General features: G+C 33.7%; 17 protein-coding genes. 7 read left to right on the top strand and 10 right to left on the bottom strand.

Translation table 11 applies throughout. From position 1 onward, the window contains the following. Window positions 1-40: 40 nt before the first annotated feature. The 3 genes from J7574_RS11345 (at window position 41) to J7574_RS11335 (ending at window position 3,543) form a co-directional block, all read left to right on the top strand. Window positions 41-196, top strand: coding sequence for a hypothetical protein (locus J7574_RS11345; protein WP_290968194.1), 156 nt, complete (start codon window positions 41-43; stop codon window positions 194-196). A 287-nt stretch (window positions 197-483) separates the two neighbouring features. Next, entirely contained in the window at window positions 484-2,820 is a 2,337-nt protein-coding gene (locus J7574_RS11340; RefSeq protein ID WP_290968193.1) for an ATP-dependent helicase, read from the top strand. A gap of 102 nt (window positions 2,821-2,922) precedes the next feature. After that, window positions 2,923-3,543 carry an L-threonylcarbamoyladenylate synthase gene (locus J7574_RS11335; protein WP_290968192.1) on the top strand — a complete coding sequence of 207 codons (621 nt, stop codon included), beginning with the start codon at window positions 2,923-2,925 and terminating at the stop codon, window positions 3,541-3,543. A 179-nt stretch (window positions 3,544-3,722) separates the two neighbouring features. On the opposite strand, the gene J7574_RS11330 is transcribed toward J7574_RS11335, so the two are convergent. The 3 genes from J7574_RS11330 to J7574_RS11320 are packed head-to-tail and all read right to left on the bottom strand — an operon-like array spanning window position 3,723 to window position 6,085. Further along, window positions 3,723-4,556, bottom strand: a complete 834-nt coding sequence (locus J7574_RS11330) for an OmpA family protein (RefSeq protein WP_290968191.1) — start codon at window positions 4,554-4,556, stop codon at window positions 3,723-3,725. 33 nt (window positions 4,557-4,589) lie between these two features. Next, the gene (locus tag J7574_RS11325) at window positions 4,590-5,609 is read right to left on the bottom strand and encodes a glycosyltransferase (RefSeq protein WP_290968190.1); all 1,020 of its coding nucleotides are present in this window, start codon (window positions 5,607-5,609) and stop codon (window positions 4,590-4,592) included. Between the two features lie 23 nt (window positions 5,610-5,632). Beyond that, entirely contained in the window at window positions 5,633-6,085 is a 453-nt protein-coding gene (locus J7574_RS11320) for a type I restriction enzyme HsdR N-terminal domain-containing protein (RefSeq protein WP_290968189.1), read from the bottom strand. Window positions 6,086-6,177: 92 nt separating this feature from the next. On the opposite strand from J7574_RS11320, the gene holA reads away from it, so the two are divergent. From holA to ettA, 3 genes are all read left to right on the top strand, one after another. Then, a complete protein-coding gene (holA, locus tag J7574_RS11315) occupies window positions 6,178-7,182 on the top strand; it encodes a DNA polymerase III subunit delta (RefSeq protein ID WP_290968188.1) in 1,005 nt (334 codons plus the stop codon). A gap of 62 nt (window positions 7,183-7,244) precedes the next feature. Continuing rightward, window positions 7,245-7,427 carry a CAL67264 family membrane protein gene (locus tag J7574_RS11310; RefSeq protein WP_198855722.1) on the top strand — a complete coding sequence of 61 codons (183 nt, stop codon included), beginning with the start codon at window positions 7,245-7,247 and terminating at the stop codon, window positions 7,425-7,427. Between the two features lie 48 nt (window positions 7,428-7,475). Continuing rightward, complete coding sequence (ettA, locus tag J7574_RS11305; RefSeq protein ID WP_290968187.1) at window positions 7,476-9,167, top strand: energy-dependent translational throttle protein EttA; 1,692 nt, start codon at window positions 7,476-7,478, stop codon at window positions 9,165-9,167. Window positions 9,168-9,379: 212 nt separating this feature from the next. Here ettA and J7574_RS11300 read toward each other — a convergent pair whose 3' ends face one another. From J7574_RS11300 to J7574_RS11290, 3 genes are all read right to left on the bottom strand, one after another. After that, on the bottom strand, window positions 9,380-9,823 hold the full coding sequence (locus J7574_RS11300) for a thiol-disulfide oxidoreductase DCC family protein (RefSeq protein WP_290968186.1): 444 nt from the start codon (window positions 9,821-9,823) through the stop codon (window positions 9,380-9,382). A 12-nt stretch (window positions 9,824-9,835) separates the two neighbouring features. Continuing rightward, on the bottom strand, window positions 9,836-10,141 hold the full coding sequence (locus J7574_RS11295) for a GIY-YIG nuclease family protein (protein WP_290968185.1): 306 nt from the start codon (window positions 10,139-10,141) through the stop codon (window positions 9,836-9,838). A 338-nt stretch (window positions 10,142-10,479) separates the two neighbouring features. Further along, entirely contained in the window at window positions 10,480-12,645 is a 2,166-nt protein-coding gene (locus tag J7574_RS11290; protein ID WP_290968184.1) for a DNA mismatch repair protein MutS, read from the bottom strand. 195 nt (window positions 12,646-12,840) lie between these two features. On the opposite strand from J7574_RS11290, the gene J7574_RS11285 reads away from it, so the two are divergent. After that, window positions 12,841-13,506 carry a uracil-DNA glycosylase gene (locus tag J7574_RS11285; RefSeq protein ID WP_290968183.1) on the top strand — a complete coding sequence of 222 codons (666 nt, stop codon included), beginning with the start codon at window positions 12,841-12,843 and terminating at the stop codon, window positions 13,504-13,506. A gap of 136 nt (window positions 13,507-13,642) precedes the next feature. On the opposite strand, the gene J7574_RS11280 is transcribed toward J7574_RS11285, so the two are convergent. From J7574_RS11280 to J7574_RS11265, 4 genes are all read right to left on the bottom strand, one after another. Beyond that, window positions 13,643-14,017 carry a DUF4258 domain-containing protein gene (locus J7574_RS11280; protein WP_290968182.1) on the bottom strand — a complete coding sequence of 125 codons (375 nt, stop codon included), beginning with the start codon at window positions 14,015-14,017 and terminating at the stop codon, window positions 13,643-13,645. Between the two features lie 36 nt (window positions 14,018-14,053). Further along, complete coding sequence (locus J7574_RS11275; RefSeq protein WP_290968181.1) at window positions 14,054-15,253, bottom strand: alanine dehydrogenase; 1,200 nt, start codon at window positions 15,251-15,253, stop codon at window positions 14,054-14,056. Between the two features lie 152 nt (window positions 15,254-15,405). Further along, window positions 15,406-15,813, bottom strand: coding sequence for a tRNA (adenosine(37)-N6)-threonylcarbamoyltransferase complex ATPase subunit type 1 TsaE (gene tsaE / locus J7574_RS11270; RefSeq protein WP_290968180.1), 408 nt, complete (start codon window positions 15,811-15,813; stop codon window positions 15,406-15,408). A gap of 105 nt (window positions 15,814-15,918) precedes the next feature. Further along, entirely contained in the window at window positions 15,919-17,472 is a 1,554-nt protein-coding gene (locus tag J7574_RS11265) for a bifunctional response regulator/alkaline phosphatase family protein (RefSeq protein ID WP_290968179.1), read from the bottom strand. Window positions 17,473-17,486: the final 14 nt, after the last annotated feature.

Raw genomic sequence — 17,486 nt, 5'->3', positions numbered from 1 at the left:
TTTTTTTCTGATTTATTAATAAATTTAATTGACTGTAATAATGGATGAAGTTTTGGAGATTCTAGGGGTAACAGATGAGTTTTTTGATGAAGATTTGATTCAAGCTTTAGAAAAAAGCGAAGATGATATAAAAGCTGGAAGAGTTATTTCCTTTTCAGATTTTAAAGAAAAACTAAAAGATAAGTATAATATTTAGTCTAGTGCTTTCACAATATTTAATAGAAGCCAATTTGTTTGTCTTTAGCCCTGATTACTTCACCTTATATTTATTTTAATTGGAGTTCAGTGAACTTTGTTTGAGGCGGTATCCTCGTATCCCGATGACAATCGGGAGAAGAGATATAGCCGAAAGCGGGAAACCATGTCTAATAAAATGCCTTTTGTTTGGCTTCAGAAAGAAAAAACTTAGTCTCTTAGAACCTTAGCAACTTAGTAGCTTATTAAATCTTTAATTCTTATTTTTGCCTAAAAGGAGAAAATTACATGCAGAAATATATTGACCAGCTCAACGAAGCGCAGAGAGCGCCTGTTTTAAAGAAAGACGGGCCAATGATTATTATTGCTGGTGCAGGATCTGGAAAAACCAGAGTTTTAACAATTAGAATAGCCTATTTGATGCATCAGGGAATTGATGCGTTCAATATTTTGTCGCTGACTTTTACCAATAAAGCAGCCCGCGAGATGAAACACAGGATTTCGGATATTGTGGGAGCGTCTGAAGCCAAAAATCTTTGGATGGGGACGTTTCACTCGATATTTGCCCGTATTCTTCGTGCTGAGTCGGAGCTTTTAGGATATCCTTCCAATTTTACTATTTACGATTCTCAGGATTCGGCTCGATTGATTTCTTCAATTATCAAAGAAATGCAGCTGGATCGTGATATTTATAAACCAAAACAGGTTTTGGGCCGTATATCTAGTTATAAAAATAGCTTGATTACAGTAAAAGCATATTTCAATAATCCGGAGCTTATAGAAGCCGATGCAATGGCTAAGAAACCGCGTCTTGGTGAGATTTATCAGCAATATGTGGAACGTTGCTTTAAGGCCGGTGCAATGGATTTTGACGATTTGTTGTTGAAAACCAACGAATTGCTAACTCGTTTCCCTGAAGTTCTGGCGAAATATCAAAATCGTTTCCGCTATATTCTGGTAGATGAGTACCAAGATACGAATCACTCTCAGTACCTAATTGTTAGAGCTTTGTCTGATAAGTTTCAAAATATTTGTGTGGTTGGAGATGATGCGCAAAGTATTTATGCTTTCCGTGGAGCCAATATCAACAACATTTTGAATTTCCAAAAGGATTACGAAGGTGTGGTAATGTTCCGTTTAGAGCAGAATTACCGTTCGACAAGAAATATTGTAGAAGCGGCAAATACGGTAATGGAACATAATAAAACGAAGCTTGATAAAGTAGTTTGGACAGCGAATGAATTTGGGCCAAAAATTAAGGTTCACAGAAGTTTGACAGATGCTGAAGAAGGCCGTTTTGTAGCCAGTACAATTTTTGAACAAAAAATGCAAAATCAGCTGCACAATGGAGCTTTTGCAATTTTATACCGTACCAATGCGCAGTCGCGTGCGATGGAGGATGCATTGAGAAAACGTGATATTCCGTATAGAATTTATGGCGGATTGTCTTTCTATCAGCGTAAAGAAATTAAAGACGTTTTATGCTATTTGCGTTTGGTTCTGAATCCGAAAGATGAGGAAGCTTTAATTCGTGTTATCAATTATCCAGCACGTGGAATTGGGGACACTACTATTGAAAAGCTTACTATTGCAGCCAATCATTACAAACGTTCGATTTGGGAGGTAATGGTAAATATCGATAAAATCGATTTGAAACTAAATGCTGGTACCAAAAATAAGCTGAAAGATTTTGTAACTATGATTCAAAGTTTTCAGGTTATCGATCAGAATCAGGATGCTTTTTATCTTACAGATCACGTTGCAAAGAAAACAGGTTTGGTTCAGGAATTGAAGAAAGATGCTACTCCTGAAGGAATGGCAAAAATTCAGAATATCGAAGAGCTTTTAAACGGTATTAAAGATTTTACCGAAGGACAAAGAGAAATTGATGGAGCAAGAGGCGCACTTTCTGAATTTATGGAAGATGTGGCTCTCGCAACAGATTTAGATAAAGATACTAATGATGAAGATCGTGTAGCGCTTATGACGATTCACTTGGCAAAAGGGCTGGAGTTTCCGCACGTATTTGTAGTGGGAATGGAAGAAGATTTGTTTCCAAGTGCCATGAGTATGAGTACAAGGAGTGAACTTGAAGAAGAGCGCCGTTTGTTTTATGTAGCACTAACTCGTGCCGAGCATCAAGCGTATTTGACTTATGCTCAGTCCCGTTACCGTTGGGGAAAACTAACAGATAGTGAGCCTTCTCGTTTTATTGAAGAAATTGAAGATCAATATTTAGAATATTTAACGCCAGCAGAGACGAATTATCGTTATAAATCTCCAATTGATGGGGATATTTTTGGCGACGTAGATAAATCAAAATTAAGATTAAGCAAACCAGTTGGAGGAACTCCGCCAAAACACATTACAGACAATAGTCCGAAACCGGATTTAAATATTAGAAAGTTAAAACCTGTTTCTGGAAATGCGCCAAGCAATGGAAATTCTAACTTATTTGACAGCAAACTAACAGTAGGAAATGTTGTGATGCATGAGCGTTTTGGAAAAGGGGAAGTAATAAATCTTGAAGGAGTTGGTGCAGATAGAAAAGCAGAAATTAAATTTGAAGTAGGCGGAATCAAGAAATTGTTGTTAAGATTTGCTAAATTAGATGTAGTGGGATAGTAAAGTTTTTTTGTTTCAAGTTTCAGGTTCCAAGTTTAACGGAACGCGCAACTTGAAACCTGAAACTTGAAATCTGAAATTTTAACTTGAAACAAAAAAGAAATGGCTGAATTTATAAAAATATACCCAGATAAACCAAGTGAAGCAGCGATTGAAAAAGTTGTAAAAGTGCTTCAGAATGGTGGTTTGGTAATTTATCCGACAGATACTGTTTACGGTTTAGGTTGTGATATTACCAATTCGAGAGCTTTGGAGAAAATTGCTAGAATAAAAGGCGTTAAATTAGAAAAGGCCAACTTTTCATTTATTTGCCATGATTTAAGCAATTTATCAGATTATGTCAGACAGATAGATACGTCTACTTTTAAGATATTGAAGCGAGCTTTGCCAGGACCTTATACTTTTATTTTGCCTGGAAATAACAATCTTCCGAAAGAATTTAAAAAGAAAACTACTGTTGGTATTCGTGTTCCCGACAATGCTATCATTTTAGAAATTGTTCGTAAGCTAGGAAATCCTGTTGTTTCGACTTCTATTCGTGATGAAGATGATGTGATAGAATATACTACAGATCCAGAATTAATTTTTGAAAAATGGCAGCATCTTGTTGACTTGGTAATTGATGGTGGTTACGGAGATAATGTAGGTTCTACAATTATCGATCTTTCTGAGCATGAGCCTGTTATCGTGAGGGAAGGTAAGGGAGATGTCGATATTTTGTAAAAAAATACACTAAAAGTATAAAAGTATAAAAATTATGAGTAACTTTATTATGTTAAAATTTAGTTAGTTACTTAACGATAATGCTATTCTTAATTTCTATTTAATTGGCTTATTAAGAAAGATTAAGAATACAAAAAAGCAGGTCAAATGACCTGCTTTTTTATTTATGTAAACAAGGATTATTTTGCTTGTTTTTTCATTTCTTTTTCAATCATATCATAGAACTGATCGATTTTTGGCATAACTACGATACGAGTTCTTCTGTTACGAGCTTTGTTCTCAGCAGAATCGTTTGCAACTAATGGCACATAAGAGCTTCTACCAGCAGCAATTAATCTTGCAGGGTTAACATTTAAATCGTTTGTTAATACACGAACAATTGAAGTAGAACGTTTAACACTTAAATCCCAGTTGTCTAGCAAGATTCCATTGCTTTTGTAAGGAACGTCGTCAGTATGACCTTCAACCATACATTCAAAATCAGGTTTGTCGTTTACAACTTTAGCAACTTTAGCTAACACAGTTTTAGCTTTGTCACTTACGTCATAGCTTCCGCTTTTGAACAATAATTTATCAGCGATAGAGATAAATACAACTCCTTTTTCAACATTGATTTCGATGTCTGGATCGTTGATTCCAACAGCTCCTTTTAAGCTTGTGACTAACGCTAAAGTAACACTGTCTTTTTTAGTTAAAGCGTCTTGAAGTCTAGAGATTTTTAAATCTTTTTCTTTTAAACTTTCAAGAGATTTTTCAAGGTTTTCGGCACCTTTAGTAGTTAAGATAGTTAAATCTTTAGAACTATTGATAAGATCTTGATTATGCTGTTTGTAGCTTTCAGCGGTTGCAGCCAATCCAGCTTTTTCTTCTAAGCACGTATTTAATTTTACAGTACATGAGTTTAACAAATCTTGAGTCTCTTTGTTTTTAGCTTCCAACTCAGCATATTTCTTTTTAGAAACACATGATGTTAGGGCCATTAATACTGATAGTGCGATAACTATTTTTCTCATAAATTTAATTTTAATTAGACTTGAATTACAAATTTAGTTTTTAATATTTTGAATACTGTTAAAGATTTCTTTAAATAAGGTCAATTTCCTTATATAATAAAGGAAAACGATGCTTTTTACCGAATAGTATTGCTGTATTTGGAAATCTTTACGTTTTTTAAGATATCTTAAAGATAAGCAATAAAATGAAAAATGTGCTTTTAGAATAGCAAAAGTATGTGCAAACTTGCCTTGTGTAAGAAAGCGAATACCAGCAATGCCATCTAAAACCATGCGGAAGAAAATCACAAAAAACAATCCTCTTTTTGGAAGGTTTTTAACTAGCATTAATAGTGAATTTCTAAAATTCAGATACGTTTTTTTAGGATTTCCCTGTTGCAACGTTGCGCCACCCACGTGGTAAACAACAGATTGGTAATTATACTTTATAATGTGTCCTTCGTTTGCAGCACGCCAGCATAAATCTATTTCTTCTTGATGTGCAAAGAAACTTTCATCAAAACCTCCTAATTCATGATAAACATTTTTTCTAATGAAAAAACAAGCGCCAGAAGCCCAAAACAATTCTATATTATCATCATATTGCCCGTTGTCTTTTTCGATTGTTTCGAATATTCTTCCTCTACAAAACGGATATCCGTACTTATCAATGAAACCGCCGGCTGCGCCTGCATATTCAAAGTATTCCTTGTTTTTAAAATCAAGAATTTTTGGCTGGATAATGGCAGTCTGTTTTTCCTTTTCAAAAGTATCCAGTACAGGTTGAAGCCAGTTTTCTATTACTTCAATATCTGAATTTACTAATGCATATATTTCTGCATCAATATGTTGTAAGGCATCATTGTAGCCTTTTGCAAAGCCATGATTACCAGAATTTTTTACAATTTTTACCGTTGGGAAACGTTCGGTAACAAAAGCTACAGAATTATCTGTAGAATCATTGTCAGCAACATATATTGTTGCGTCTTCTGAAAACTGAATAACAGATGGCAAAAACTGCTCAAGCAATTTTACTCCGTTCCAATTTAAAATGACAACTGCTATTTTATCCAAAAGTACTTTGTTATTTAATTTGTTTAATGGTTTTCTTTATAGTCAGGAAGGTTTCTCAAAAACTCGTATTTTTCGTTTTCAAAATCCATTTGACAATAAAAATGGTTTAGTCCGTTGGTGACATTCAAAAACCGTGCCTGCATTGTCATATTGTAACGAGCAATTTGATCAAAAGTTGCTTGAGAGATTTTAACTTCTGGAGCTTTACACTCTACCAATATATGTATAGTGCCATTTGGGTTAAACACTACTACATCATAGCGTTTTCGTAATCCGTTGACAGTTAAAACTTTCTCTACGTTAATGAGCGATTTCGGGTATTTTTTCTCATGCATCAGATAATGAACTACATGTTGGCGAACCCATTCTTCTGGCGTAAGAATTATAAATTTTTTCCTGATTTCATCAAAAATAGACACTTTATTTTCGCTATTTTTGAATCGGAAACTATAAGCAGGGAAATTAAGTTTAAGCATAAAGCAAAAATAATTAAAATAGTTTCAGGTTTCAAATCTAAAGTTTCAAGTTATTGAAATGAACATGAAACCTAAAACTTGAATCAAGTATAATGGACGAAGTAGTAAAAATTGTTAACGATATTAAAGCCGGAGATATTAAACCGATTTATTTTTTAATGGGTGAAGAACCTTATTATATAGATAAGTTATCAGAATATATTGAAGAGAATGTTTTGGCTGAAGAAGAAAAGGGTTTTAATCAGACAGTTTTATATGGAAGAGATGTGTCTGTCGATGATATTGTTTCAACGGCCAAGCGCTATCCGATGATGGCTGAACGTCAGGTTGTTATAGTGAAAGAAGCGCAGGATTTATCTAGAACAATCGATAAAATCGAATCCTATGTAGAAAATCCGATGCAGACCACGGTTTTGGTCTTTTGCTATAAATATAAAACACTTGATAAACGTAAAAAAGTTACTAAACTATTAGGACAAAAAGGCGTTGTTTACGAAAGTAAAAAATTATACGAAAATCAAGTAGGAGACTGGATTAAACGTGTTTTAGCTGGAAAAAAATATACAATCGATCCTAAAGCCAATGCTATGCTGGTGGAGTTTTTAGGAACAGATTTGAGTAAAATCAACAATGAGCTAGAAAAACTGCAGATTATCTTGCCGCAAGGAACAATGATTACGGCAGAGCATATCGAAGAAAATATTGGTTTTAGTAAAGATTACAATGTGTTCGAACTTCGAAAAGCAATTGGAGAGCGCAATCAGTTGAAAGCGTACAAAATAGCAGATAATTTTGCTCATAATCCAAAAGAATATCCTTTGGTGATGACTACAGGTTTGGTATTTGGCTTTTTTGTTCAACTTCTAAAATATCACGGATTAAAAGATAAAAGCGCTAAAAACGTAGCAACTGCGCTTGGGGTGAATCCGTATTTTTTGAAAGAATACGATTTGGCAGTAAAAAATTACCCAATGCGAAAAGTAAGCCAGATTGTTGGTGCTTTACGTGATATTGATGTTAAGAGTAAAGGTGTGGGAGCTAATGCTTTGCCGCAGTCAGATTTATTAAAAGAAATGCTGTATAAAATTTTTAATTAAGCCATTAAAATTCACGATATTTGCCTTTCTAAAAAATTGACACTAATAATATTTACACAATTATGGGAATGAATAAAAACACCATTTTAGGATGGGCCACTTTAATAATGGTGCTTATGGGATTCTTGCTTATAGGTCTTGGAATCTTTAGATACAGCGATGTTTCGGGTTGGGGATTTGGTGCTGTTGGAGTTGGATTCCTTGCTAATGCTTGGGTTTTCAATGCTTTGAAAGGTAGAGTTTAAAATGTCAGAATTCAAAAAGAAATAAATAATTATAATAAAAAATAAAAAATGTCAGACGATAAGAAAGTAATTTTCTCAATGCAAAAATTGAGTAAAACCTATCAAGGAGCAGACAAACCAGTTCTTAAGAATATTTACCTTAGTTTCTTCTATGGAGCTAAGATTGGTATTTTGGGACTTAATGGTTCTGGAAAATCTTCACTTTTAAAAATTATTGCTGGAGTTGATAAAAACTATCAAGGAGATGTAGTTTTTCAGCCTGGTTATACAGTAGGGTATCTAGAGCAAGAGCCAATTTTGGATGATTCTAAAACAGTTATTGAAATTGTTCGTGAAGGAGCTGCCGAAACTATGGCGGTTTTAGAAGAGTACAATCAAATTAATGACTTATTCGGTCTTCCAGAATACTACGAAGATCAGGATAAAATGGATAAATTGATGGATCGTCAAGCGGCATTACAAGATAAAATTGATGCTCTTGGTGCTTGGGAAATCGATACAAAATTAGAAATCGCAATGGATGCATTACGTACTCCAGAAGGAGATACGCCAATTAAAAATCTTTCTGGAGGTGAGCGTCGTCGTGTAGCTTTATGCCGTTTGTTATTGCAACAACCTGATGTATTGCTTTTGGATGAGCCTACCAACCACCTTGATGCTGAGTCAGTTCTATGGTTAGAGCAGCACTTAGCGCAATATTCAGGAACTGTAATTGCAGTAACGCACGACCGTTATTTCTTGGATAATGTGGCAGGATGGATTCTAGAGTTGGATAGAGGAGAAGGTATTCCGTGGAAAGGAAACTATTCTTCTTGGTTAGATCAAAAATCAAGCCGTTTGGCTCAAGAAGAAAAAGTAGCTTCTAAACGTAGAAAAACTTTAGAGCGCGAGTTGGACTGGGTTCGTCAAGGTGCAAAAGGACGTCAGACTAAACAAAAAGCTCGTTTACAGAACTATGACAAATTATTAAATGAAGATCAAAAACAACTAGACGAGAAATTAGAGATCTACATCCCGAATGGTCCTCGTTTAGGAACAAATGTTATTGAAGCTAAGAATGTTGCTAAAGCTTTTGGCGATAAATTATTATACGATAATTTGAATTTTACTTTGCCACAAGCAGGTATTGTTGGAATCATCGGACCTAACGGTGCTGGTAAATCTACCATTTTTAAAATGATTATGGGAGAAGAAGCTACTGATAGCGGAGAGTTTTCAGTTGGAGAAACTGTAAAAATTGCTTATGTAGATCAGTCACACTCTAATATTGATCCGAATAAATCTATTTGGGAAAACTTTGCTGACGGTCAGGAATTAATTATGATGGGAGGAAAGCAAGTGAACTCAAGAGCTTACTTGTCACGTTTCAACTTCGGTGGTGGTGAGCAAAACAAAAAAGTTTCTATGCTTTCTGGTGGAGAGCGTAACCGTTTGCACTTAGCAATGACTTTGAAAGAAGAAGGAAACGTACTTTTACTGGATGAGCCTACGAACGACCTTGACGTAAATACACTTCGAGCACTTGAAGAAGGTTTGGAGAATTTCGCCGGTTGTGCCGTGATTATTTCTCACGACAGATGGTTCTTAGATAGAATTTGTACTCATATCTTAGCTTTTGAAGGAAACTCTGAAGTTTATTTCTTCGAAGGAAGTTTCTCTGATTATGAAGAAAACAAAAAGAAACGTCTTGGTGGTGATTTAACTCCAAAACGTTTGAAATACAGAAAATTGATTAGATAATTCTAATAAATTCCAAATAAAAAATCCCAAATTCCAATCGATGTGAATTTGGGATTTTTTTGTTTTTTTGTCATTCTGAGGAACGAAGAATCACACAAGTGAGTTAGCAAAGTTTACAAATCTGAATCTTTATGTTTCTCGTGTGATTCTTCGTTCCTCAGAATGACAATATTGCGAAAACTTGGAATTTGGAATTTTTAATTTGGAATTTCTTAAAGAAATTTAGCTTTTAATTCCGGCGTAGGAATCATACAGCTTTCTTTTTTGCCATACCAATTGTATCTGTTTTTGGCAACGTAATCGTAAATTCGGTCGCTAATAAAAATGGGTACGATTCTGAAAATTGGGGTTAATTTCCAAAGACCTCCAAAATTTTTAGCTATTTCGATAATTGCAGAAGATTTATAAAAATAAGCTGTTCCGGGATCGTATAAAATAATGCTATCCATTTTAGAAAAACTAATCCCCAGATGTTTGCAAATTGAAATCCCTAAATCAGATTGCAACGCAACAAATCTAAAAATATCTTTCTTGTCGTGTTTAATAATGTATTGAACCGCCGAACTGCAGAGATTACAAACTCCGTCAAAAAGAATTACTTTTTTATTTTTTGCAGTCATTGCGAGGAACGAAGCAACCTCACGATGTTTTTCCATTACAATTTGTTATTATAAAGTCATTATGTTTTCTATTTCTTCAAATAGATCTTTCCAATTTGGATTCAAAGAGCGAATTAAATTATTCTTTGCTTCTCTAGAACCAGCTTTAATTTGTTTTTCTCTCGCAATCGCATCTTCAATCAATTGGAATTGCTCATAATAAACAAGAATATTTACATTATATCGTGCCGAAAATGATTTCGGATATTTTTTGTTTTTATGTTCTAAAATTCTTTTTGGAAGATTTGATGTTACTCCGACGTAAACAACTGTTTGATATTTATTGGTTATAATGTATACAAATCCAGGCTTCATATTTTGTTTAAATTAGTTTGTAATTGTTAGACGAAACTCCTTTGACTCAGCAAAATGCTAAGCTTAGTGAGGTTGCTTCGTTCCTCGCAATGACAAAACTAATAAAAACGCAACAATGTAGGATTTTTATTATTTATAAATTTTAATGATTTAGTTTTTGTGGCTTATAAATTTACTCAATCAAAAACAACTTTCATAAATCGATTTAAATCGAATTTAAAAAATAAGCAATCATAATTTGCTTTTAAAAAGAAAACGTTTCTTAAATCGCTTTATTTTAATTTTGGTCTTTTTTAGCTAGTTTTAAGTTTGAAAAAACTGTGCTGGCTACTGAAAACTTATTTTTTAACTGCTTCGACCAATTCCAATTCGTCCAAACTTACTTTCGAGGTAAAAATACCATAATTTACTGTTGCTTTATTTTTTTCGATTAAATCGATACTTCCAACAGATCTTCCGTCGAGCATTCTTACGCGATCACCAACTTTTAAAATTGGTTTTGGTTTTTCTACAACTGGTTTAAGTTTCTTCTCTTTTTTCTCTTTTCGAATTTCTTCAACCTTTACCTGAACTTCAGCAATGATTTCTTTTTGTTTTTCAACTTTAGCTTTTACTTCTTTCGGAGTTGCTTTTTTCCGTTTAGAATTTTCAATCTCAACAATTTTCAAAAATTCACCAATAAGTTCTTTTTTGTTTTTGTTGTTGAAATACTTCTCAGCAATATCATCAATTTTTTGTCCGATGTAAATTATCTTCTGATTGTTATCATACAATTCTTGATAGCTTTCCAATTTTTGCTGAATCTTGGTATTGATGGTTTCCATCTTTTTACTTTCCTCGCGCGCACGGGTTTCCTCTTCTTTTAAATTCAAAGAAGTCTTTTCCAGTTTCGATCTTTCTTTTTGAAGCGTTGCGATGGTTTTATCAAAACGAACTTTTCCAACTTCTATTTTCTTTTTCGCACGATTGATCAATCCGAACGGAATTCCATTTTTTTGAGCAACCTCAAATGTAAATGAACTTCCGGCTTGACCCAAAGCCAATTTATACATTGGTTCCAATGATTTTTCGTCGAACATCATATTTGCATTCGTAGCATACGGTAATTCGTTTGCTAGAATTTTTAAGTTCGAGTAATGCGTTGTAATAATTCCGAAAGCTTCACGGTGATAAAATTCTTCAAGAAAAATTTCAGCCAAAGCTCCTCCCAGTTCAGGATCAGAACCTGTACCAAATTCATCAATTAAAAACATGGTTTTTTTATTACATTTCTTTAAAAAGTAATTCATGTTTTTTAATCGGTAACTGTATGTGCTTAAATGATTTTCAATAGATTGGTTGTCTCCAATGTCTGTTAAAATTCTATCAAATAAGAAAGTTTCACTTCTTTCGTGAACCGGAATCAAAATACCAGATTGCAGCATTAATTGCAATAAGCCAACCGTTTTTAACGAAATAGTTTTTCCTCCGGCATTTGGTCCGGAAATTACAATAATTCGGTTCTCTTGTTTGAGCTCAATTGTTTGCGGATGCGTAACTTCTTGTTTTTGTTTATTGTTTAAATACAAAATCGGATGATAAGCTTCTCTAAAGAATAATCTTCGTTCTTCTGTAATTGTTGGCAAGATTCCGTTTATTCGGTTTGCGTATTTTGCTTTTCCGGCAACTACGTCAATATCACTTAAAAAATCTTGATATTCAATTAATAAAGGAAGATACGGACGAATGACATTTGATAAATTTTTTAAAATTCGAGTGATTTCTTCTTTCTCTTCGTATTCTAAATTGGCTAATTCTCGCGAGTATTTTAAAGTAGCTTCTGGTTCGATATAGGCAATGCTTCCCGTTTTGGAACTTCCTAAAATTGAACCTTTTACCTTACGGCGATACATCGCTAAAACCGCCAAAACTCTACGGTTCTGAACAAAACTTTCTTTAATATCATCCAAATAACCTAAGCCATTGTATTGAGTTAAAGCCACACCGAAACTTTGATTTACTTTTCCTCTAACCAAATTCATGTTCTGACGAATTCCAGCTAGAGCAGGAGAAGCATTATCTTTTATTTCTCCGTATTTATCTACAATAGCGTCAATTGCAGTAATGATATCTTTTGTTAATTCTACTCGAGAGGCTCTCGCATTTAAATTCGGATAATAATCATCGAATTTTTTTAAGAAATTCAATAAGACATTTACTGTTGAAGAAAGATTAGCGATTTTTCTAAAACTTCCTACTTCAAGAAAACTGTCTTCGATGGCAAGAAACTTAATTTCGTGCGTTATGGCGTCAAATCCATGATTTGGGATTGCGTTATTATTTTGAAAAGAAGATACATACTCTGATGTCTGCATCAAAGCTTGCATTAATTCTTCTTTATCTCTAAATGGTTTTATCTGTAAAGCCTTTTCTTTTCCAATGTCGGTGTTGCAGCCATCTGAAATGGTTTCTAATACAGTTGGAAATTGTAAGTCTTGTAATGTTTTATCTGTAATACTGATCATTTAATTTCTTTATGAAAGCAAAGGCAAAAGTACGAAAACATTCATCAATTGCGAATTGTTAATTATTAATTATGAGTTCTAAGTTATGAATTATGAGTTTTTCTTTGTTTTTATTTTTAGATAAACTTTCAACTTTGAACTTTCGACTTTTTTTGATTTGTAGTATTTATTTCTGAAATTCGCATAAAAAAAATTATGGACGTAAAAATGCATTCTTCTTGGAAACCTGTTTTGAATGAAGAATTCGAAAAATCCTATTTCAAAGATTTAATTGAATTTGTAAAATCAGAATACGCAACAAAAGTTTGTTATCCGAAAGGGAGTCAGATTTTTTCGGCTTTTGACCATTGCCATTTTGATGAAGTGAAAGTGGTGATTATTGGACAAGATCCGTACCACGGACCAAATCAGGCAAATGGATTGTGTTTTTCTGTAAATGACGGAATTCCTTTTCCGCCTTCTTTATATAATATTTTTAAAGAAATTGAAACCGATTTGGGAAAACCGCTTCCGAAAACTGGAAATCTAGAACGTTGGGCAGATCAAGGTGTTTTTCTTTTAAACGCTACTTTGACCGTTAGACAATCTGAAGCTGGAAGTCATCAAGGAAAAGGCTGGGAAAAATTTACAGATGCAGTTATTAAGAAAATTTCTGAGGAGAAAGAAAATGTTGTCTTTTTGCTTTGGGGAGGTTTTGCCCAAAAGAAAGCCGCTTTGATTGACGCTTCAAAACATCATATTCTAAAATCAGGACATCCTTCGCCTCTAAGTGCCAATAGAGGATTCTGGTTCGGAAATAAACCTTTTAGCCAAACAAATGATTTCTTGAAATCGAAAGGTTTAAAAGAAATTGAGTGGTGAATCTTTATAAGTGACAAAGTTACAGAGTTACAAAGTGACAGAGGGAAAAACTTTGTGACTTTGTGACTTTGCTAGAAATATTCAATCAAAAAAAAATCTTTTGAATCTGCGAGAGAAACAAAAGATTTAATTTGTATTACTTTTTTACGATTTCTTCTAAAACAGCTTTGTTTTCGTAATTGACTACTTTTAGAATAATCTCTTGATTTTTTATTGTTTTTCCTTCAATGATATACAATTTTCCTCCTTTTAAAGGAACATTACTTTGTTCAAAATCAACATCTCCGTAAGTTAATGTGTTTTTGACATCTGCAGTATCAACCCATTTTTCGTTTAAAGTCTGAACAGCTTTTGGAGAATATTGAAATGGTTTTGTTCTAAGATTATTTAAAACTCTGGCATTTGGGAAATAATTGCATCGGGTATCTTTTCCGATAAAAAATCCTGAAACAATAAAACATCCCATAACGAGACCAATCAGGTAATATGCAAAACGATGTACGAACTTCATGAAATAAAATTTTTGCAAAGGTACATTAAAGTTCTCTTAAAATACAAGTAAATTAATGTCGTTATCTGGCAGATCAAACCAGTCGCCAATAGCTTTATTGGTTAAGATTCCATGATACAGATAAATTCCGTTTTTCAGTCCTTTGTTACAACGAATTGCGCTTTCAATACCACCATCTTCGGCTATCTGATGTAAATAAGGCGTTAGGATATTACTGATTGATAATGAGGCCGTTTTGGAATAACGTGAAGGTATATTTGGCACACAATAGTGCAAAACATTGTTTTTTATGAAGGTCGGTTTTTCGTGGGTCGTTACTTCTGAAGTTTCAAAACAACCTCCCATGTCAATACTTACATCAACAATTACGGCACCTTTTTTCATGTGCTCGACCATTGTTTCGTTTACCACAATCGGGCAACGCTCTTTACCGCGCATCGCACCAATTGCAACGTCACAACGTCTAAGAGCCTTTAATAAACCCTTTTGCTGTATAGTTGAAGTAAAAATTCTTTGGTTTAAATTGTTTTGAAGGCGACGTAATTTGGTAATAGAGTTGTCAAAAACTTTTACGTTTGCACCTAGTCCAATAGCGGTTTTTGCGGCAAATTCCCCAACAGTTCCAGCTCCTAAAATTACAACTTCAGTAGGAGGAACCCCAGTAATATTTCCAAATAATAGCCCTTTTCCGAATTCGTCAGTAATCATTAATTCAGCAGCAATAAGTATCGAAGCTGTTCCTGCAATTTCGCTTAAAGATTTTACAGCAGGATAAGACCCGTCTTCGTCTTTAATATATTCAAAAGCTAGAGCAGTAATCTTTTTTTGTGCTAGTGCTTCGAAGTATGATTTCTTTTTGGTTTTTAGCTGAATAGCAGAAATAATAACCGTTTCTGGGTTTATCATTTCAATTTCGGCCAATGTTGGCGGTTCTACCTTTAGTAGAAACGGACAACCAAAAACTCTTTTGGTGTCTTTTGTAATTTCTGCTCCTGCATCTGCATATTCTTTATCCGTATAACTCGAACTCTCGCCAGCTCCAGACTCAATCATAACACGATGGCCTTCGTAAGTTAGGGAATTGACTGCATCGGGCGTAAGACAGATACGACGTTCTTGATAACTAGTTTCTTTAGGAATTCCTATAAAAAGTTCTCTTTTAAAACGACCAACCTCAAGTTTTTCTTCCTGCGGTATTAATTGTTGTTTTGTAAATGGAGTTAACGTGATTGACATGGATAGCGCAAAAAATTAAGAGTACAAATTACGTAAAAAGTTTTAAAATTAGTGTAAAAATTGTGCTAATACTCAAGGTGAAAAAGTTAAGAAACCATAATAAATGCCAATGACAACGATGGATTTTTCTTTTTGTAGCTATTTAGCTAGGTTTAAACTAACTTTAATTCTCTTTTCCCATCAGAAAGCAATTCGATATTTATGGTAGAATGTTCTTCTGGAATTAAACTTGCAATTTTTTCAGACCATTCAATGAAGCACCAATTTCCAGAATATAAATAATCATCAACGCCCATATCTAGCGCTTCAGTTTCTTTATTTAATCTGTAGAAATCAAAGTGGTAAACAGTTTGGTTATTAGAAGTTTGGTATTCATTTACAAGAGAAAAAGTCGGACTGCTGGTAGCATCCTGAACTCCTAAACTTTTGCATAATTGTTTGATTAAAGTGGTTTTTCCAACTCCCATTTCTCCATTAAAAAGAATGATTTTTTTAGGATTGGAAGCTATAATCTGCTCTGCAACTTCTTGAATTTGGTCTAATGAAAAAATGATATTCATTGCTGTTTTTATTTTTGCCACGAATTTCACAAATTTTCACGAATTAAAATAGACTTTTTGGGTTAAAATGAATTAGTGAAAATTTGTGAAATTTGTAGCGATATTTTATTTCGGATTAAAAACCAAAAACGGAATGATCATTTCTTCTAATGAAATTCCACCGTGCTGGTAAGTGTTTTTGTAATAACTCACATAATGATTGTAGTTGTTTACATAAGCCAAGAAAAAGTCATTTTTGGCAAAAATAAACGAACTGCTCATGTTTATAGCAGGCAAACCAATCGTTTTGGGCTCTTTTACTACGTAAACATCTTTTTGTTCGTAAGTTAAACTGCGTCCAGTTTTGTAGCGTAAGTTTAGACTTGTGTTTTTATCTCCCACAACTTTCGACGGATTTTTTACATTTATTGTTCCGTGATCTGTTGTTAAAATTAATTTGAAACCTAAAAGCTGTGCCTGCTGAATGATTTCTAATAAAGGAGAATTTTTAAACCAGCTTAAAGTCAAAGAACGATACGCTTTGTCATCTGAAGCTAATTCTTTTACCACTTCCATTTCGGTTTTAGCGTGAGAAAGCATATCAACAAAGTTGTAAACCACCGTTACTAAGTCGTTTCCTTTTAATGCTTTGAAGTTTTCTGCCAGTTTTTTTCCGCCAGCATAATTTGTGATTTTAAAATAATCTTCCTTAATATTTAAGCCTAAACGTTTTAATTGTGCCGATAAGAATTCTGCTTCGTAAAGGTTTTTTCCGCCATCTTCGACATCATTCTTCCAATATTCAGGATATTGTTTTTCCATTTCTAAAGGCATTAAACCAGAAAAAATAGCGTTTCTAGCATATTGTGTAGCAGTTGGAAGAATAGAGTAGTACGGAACTTCTTTTTCTAGTTTGTAGTAATTTGAAATTACGCCTTCAAATGCTTTCCATTGGTCATAACGAAGATTGTCAATTACCACAAAAAGAATCGGTTTGTCTTTCTTTTTGATTTCAGGAACGACTAATTCTTTAAACAAAGTGTTAGACTGAATAGGTTTGTCAGCTTTTGGCGCAAACCAATCTTCATAATTTCTTTCAATATATTTTCCGAATTGCGAATTAGCTTCAACCTTCTGAGATTCTAGAATTTCGATCATCGCCGTATCGTTGATGTCTTCTAGTTTTAATTCCCAGAAAAGCAATTTTTTATACAATTCAATCCAATCTTCATAAGAATTAACCATTGCCAATTCCATCGAGATTTTTCGGAATTCTTTCTGATAATCTAAAGTTGTTTTTTCGGTAATTAATCTCGAATCGTCTAGATTTTTCTTCAAACTCAACAGAATTTGATTCGGATTTACAGGCTTAATCAAATAGTCGGCGATTTTAGAACCAATGGCTTCTTCCATAATGTATTCTTCCTCGCTTTTGGTAATCATAATCATAGGAATAGCCGATTTTTTTTCTTTCATTTCAGAAAGCGTTTCCAATCCGCTCATTCCAGGCATGTTTTCGTCTAGAAAAACAATATCAAAATTATCTTCTTCAAATAAGGCAATCGCGTCTAGTCCGTTATTGCAAGTGGTTACTTCGTAATTCTTTTTTTCTAGAAATAATATGTGAGGCTTTAAAAGATCGATTTCATCGTCGACCCAAAGTATTTTTATCTTATCCATAAATCAATTTAATT

The sequence above is a fragment of the Flavobacterium sp. genome (assembly GCF_017744675.1).
In the GTDB taxonomy this organism is placed as follows: domain Bacteria; phylum Bacteroidota; class Bacteroidia; order Flavobacteriales; family Flavobacteriaceae; genus Flavobacterium.
The sequence above is the reverse complement of the archived record's forward strand: the minus strand, read 5'-3'. Positions and strand labels throughout refer to the sequence as shown.

Coding starts and splice junctions, on each gene's coding strand:
- J7574_RS11345 (WP_290968194.1), top strand. CDS start 41: ATGGATGAAGTTTTGGAGATTCTAGGGGTAACAGATGAGTTTTTTGAT.
- J7574_RS11340 (WP_290968193.1), top strand. CDS start 484: ATGCAGAAATATATTGACCAGCTCAACGAAGCGCAGAGAGCGCCTGTT.
- J7574_RS11335 (WP_290968192.1), top strand. CDS start 2,923: ATGGCTGAATTTATAAAAATATACCCAGATAAACCAAGTGAAGCAGCG.
- J7574_RS11330 (WP_290968191.1), bottom strand. CDS start 4,556: ATGAGAAAAATAGTTATCGCACTATCAGTATTAATGGCCCTAACATCA.
- J7574_RS11320 (WP_290968189.1), bottom strand. CDS start 6,085: ATGCTTAAACTTAATTTCCCTGCTTATAGTTTCCGATTCAAAAATAGC.
- holA (WP_290968188.1), top strand. CDS start 6,178: ATGGACGAAGTAGTAAAAATTGTTAACGATATTAAAGCCGGAGATATT.
- J7574_RS11310 (WP_198855722.1), top strand. CDS start 7,245: ATGGGAATGAATAAAAACACCATTTTAGGATGGGCCACTTTAATAATG.
- ettA (WP_290968187.1), top strand. CDS start 7,476: ATGTCAGACGATAAGAAAGTAATTTTCTCAATGCAAAAATTGAGTAAA.
- J7574_RS11300 (WP_290968186.1), bottom strand. CDS start 9,823: ATGGAAAAACATCGTGAGGTTGCTTCGTTCCTCGCAATGACTGCAAAA.
- J7574_RS11295 (WP_290968185.1), bottom strand. CDS start 10,141: ATGAAGCCTGGATTTGTATACATTATAACCAATAAATATCAAACAGTT.
- J7574_RS11290 (WP_290968184.1), bottom strand. CDS start 12,645: ATGATCAGTATTACAGATAAAACATTACAAGACTTACAATTTCCAACT.
- J7574_RS11285 (WP_290968183.1), top strand. CDS start 12,841: ATGGACGTAAAAATGCATTCTTCTTGGAAACCTGTTTTGAATGAAGAA.
- J7574_RS11280 (WP_290968182.1), bottom strand. CDS start 14,017: ATGAAGTTCGTACATCGTTTTGCATATTACCTGATTGGTCTCGTTATG.
- J7574_RS11275 (WP_290968181.1), bottom strand. CDS start 15,253: ATGTCAATCACGTTAACTCCATTTACAAAACAACAATTAATACCGCAG.
- tsaE (WP_290968180.1), bottom strand. CDS start 15,813: ATGAATATCATTTTTTCATTAGACCAAATTCAAGAAGTTGCAGAGCAG.
- J7574_RS11265 (WP_290968179.1), bottom strand. CDS start 17,472: ATGGATAAGATAAAAATACTTTGGGTCGACGATGAAATCGATCTTTTA.